Annotated in this window: 1 protein-coding gene and 2 pseudogenes; 1 reads left to right on the plus strand and 2 read right to left on the minus strand. The window is 69.7% G+C overall.

Going from position 1 to position 2,382, the window contains the following annotated elements; all coding sequences use genetic code 11:
* Positions 1-108: pseudogene (locus AC5RV2_RS17155) on the plus strand (N-acetyl-gamma-glutamyl-phosphate reductase); the annotation flags it as partial.
* A 107-nt stretch (positions 109-215) separates the two neighbouring features.
* On the opposite strand, the pseudogene AC5RV2_RS17160 reads toward AC5RV2_RS17155, so the two are convergent.
* Together AC5RV2_RS17160 and AC5RV2_RS17165 are read right to left on the minus strand one after the other, a co-directional pair.
* Positions 216-641, minus strand: a pseudogene (locus AC5RV2_RS17160) (hypothetical protein); the annotation flags it as partial.
* Between the two features lie 97 nt (positions 642-738).
* Positions 739-2,289, minus strand: coding sequence for a DUF349 domain-containing protein (locus AC5RV2_RS17165; RefSeq protein WP_494093341.1), 1,551 nt, complete (start codon positions 2,287-2,289; stop codon positions 739-741).
* Positions 2,290-2,382 lie beyond the last annotated feature (93 nt).

A 2,382-nucleotide genomic window follows, 5' to 3' on the forward strand; every position in this document is an offset into this window, starting at 1 on the left:
CACGCGGGCCGCGCCGTCGTCACCTGCGCCATCGACAACCTCACCAAGGGAACGGGCGGCGGCGCCATCCAGTCCATGAACATCGCCCTCGGCCTCGCCTCGACCGCCTGCCGGATGGCGTCCAGCGGACAGCCGAGCCCGCTGGCCCCGGTCAGCGCCCGCAACACGGGGATGGCCTCTTGGTCCGGAGCGTGCAGGGCCACGTCCAGCGCGGTCCTCAACGGCGTGCTGACCGGGACCCCGCCGATAGTCACGGTATCCAGGGGGCCCAGGGTCACTTCGTGGATCAGGGCAAGGCGATACCGGCCCTGCGACGTGGTCCTGTGCCGGTGGTCCAGCAGCACCGAGAGCTTCTGCGGGGCCGGCGCGCAGCCGTAAACCCATGCCGCCGTCGTCCTCCCCAGCACCACTTTCCGGCGGACCTGCTCGGGCAGGCTGAAGTACGCGGCCGCCGCGCGGTGTCGGGGTGTGATCGGCTCCCACGGCACGGCGAACCCCGGACCGTAGACGTTGACCAGGAGGCCCTCCAGGCGCATGCACTCCAGTTCGCTGCGGCTGAACGGATGCCCTGGCCGCAGTACCGCCGGCGCGGCCTGGGCGGTACGTTCAGCCGCCGTGGCGGCGGGATGCAGACGGGCCATGCAGACAGCATGCCAAACGGTCCGGGACAGCCGAAGGGCCCCCGAACGCCTTGTGGAAAGCGTTTGGGGGCCCTCCGGTTGTGTAGGGCTTAGCCCGCTAGGAGAAGTCCTCCGCCGAGCGCTGCAGCGTGTCGAGCCACTGGCGGCGGGCCTCCAAGGCCTCCCGGGCCTTGGCGATCCGCCGCTGGTCGCCGGCCTTTTCGGCCTGGGCCAGGTCATCCTCGAGCCCGGCGATGGCCGACTCGAGCTGGGACAGGGCACTGTTGGTGCGGGCCTTGGTCTCCGGGTTCGTCCGGCGCCAATGGTCGTCCTCGGCGGCCTTCACCGCATCCTCGACCTTGCGCAGGCCGGCATCGATCCGCTGCATGTCACCGCGCGGAACCTTGCCGGCTTCCTCCCAACGATCACGGATGGACTGCAGGGCCTTCTTGGCTGCGGACAGGTCGGTCACGGGCAGCAGCGCCTGGGCCTCGGCGACCAGCGCTTCCTTGACCACCAGGTTGGCGGCGAACTCCTGGTCGATCGCCTCGTTGGCGGACTGGCGTGCCGCGAAGAACTTGTCCTGCGCTGCCCGGAACCTGGCCCAGAGCGCGTCGTCGTCCTTGCGGCTGGCGCGCTTGGATGCCTTCCAGTCGTCCATCAGCTTCCGGTACTCGGCCGCGGTGTGGCCCCAGTCGGTGGAGGTGGAAAGCTCTTCGGCCCGGGCGATCAGGGCTTCCTTGGCGGCCTTTGCCGCAGCGTTGTCGCTGTCCAGCTGGCTGAAGAACGCGCGGCGGTGCCGGTCGAAGACCGTCCGTGCGGAGCGGAAGCGTTTCCACAGTGCGTCCTCGGTGCTGCGGCCCAGCCGGATGCCGTTCTTCTGGGCGGCCTTCCACGCGTCGAAGAGTTCGTTCATGCGGGCGCTGCTGGTTTTCCACTGCACCGACGACGGGTCCTTGCCGGCGATCTCCTCGGCTTCGGCGACGATGGCTTCGCGGGCCGCCAGTTCTGCGGCACGCTGGGCTTCCTGGTTTGCCTTCTCGGCCTTCTGCAGTTCGCTGATGGCAGAGCCAAGTTTCGCCAGCCGGGACTCGAGCGCGGGCACGTCGCCCACCATGTGGCGCTCGGCCACCTGGGCCTTCAGATGCTCGAGGGTCTTGTGCATGTCGTTGGAGGGAGCCTTGGCTTCGACCCGCTGTTCCAGCAGGGCAGCCTGGGCCGCCACGTCGTCATACTTGCGCACGAAGTAGGCCAGCGCCTCGTCCTTGCTGGCGTCCGGGTACTGTCCGACCGGATGCTCCTGCCCGTCGACCAGCAGGAACACGTGGCCGTCGTCGGTGACGCGGGCCCACTTGGACGCCTCGGACAGCGGTGTGGAGGCGACCGCCGGAACAGGGATGACCTGCTGTGCGGGAGCAGCGGCAGCAATTTTCCCCGGCATGGCCGCCGGCGTGGGCTTGCGGCCCGGGGCGGGCTTCGGGGCCGGTTTGGCCGCCGGCTTCGGGGCACTGGGGGAGGGCGCGGTCGATGCCTCGTCCTCGGTGGCCTGCGGCGCCGTGGCAGCCGGGTGCTCCGTAGCCGCGGCTTCGCCAGCCTCCGGCGACCGCTCAGCCTGCTCGGCTGGTGCCTGTTCGGGCTCCTCAGCCTTCGGCGCGTGCCCAGCAGTCATCAACCAGGTGAACTGAGGCAACGCGAACGGCGAACTAGGCAGCGGGAACGTCGAACCGAGGCAACGCGAACGGCGAACCAAGGACAGCAGAAC

Source organism: Arthrobacter sp. Y3225116, from assembly GCF_059091245.1.

Coding starts and splice junctions, on each gene's coding strand:
- AC5RV2_RS17165 (WP_494093341.1), bottom strand. CDS start 2,289: ATGACTGCTGGGCACGCGCCGAAGGCTGAGGAGCCCGAACAGGCACCA.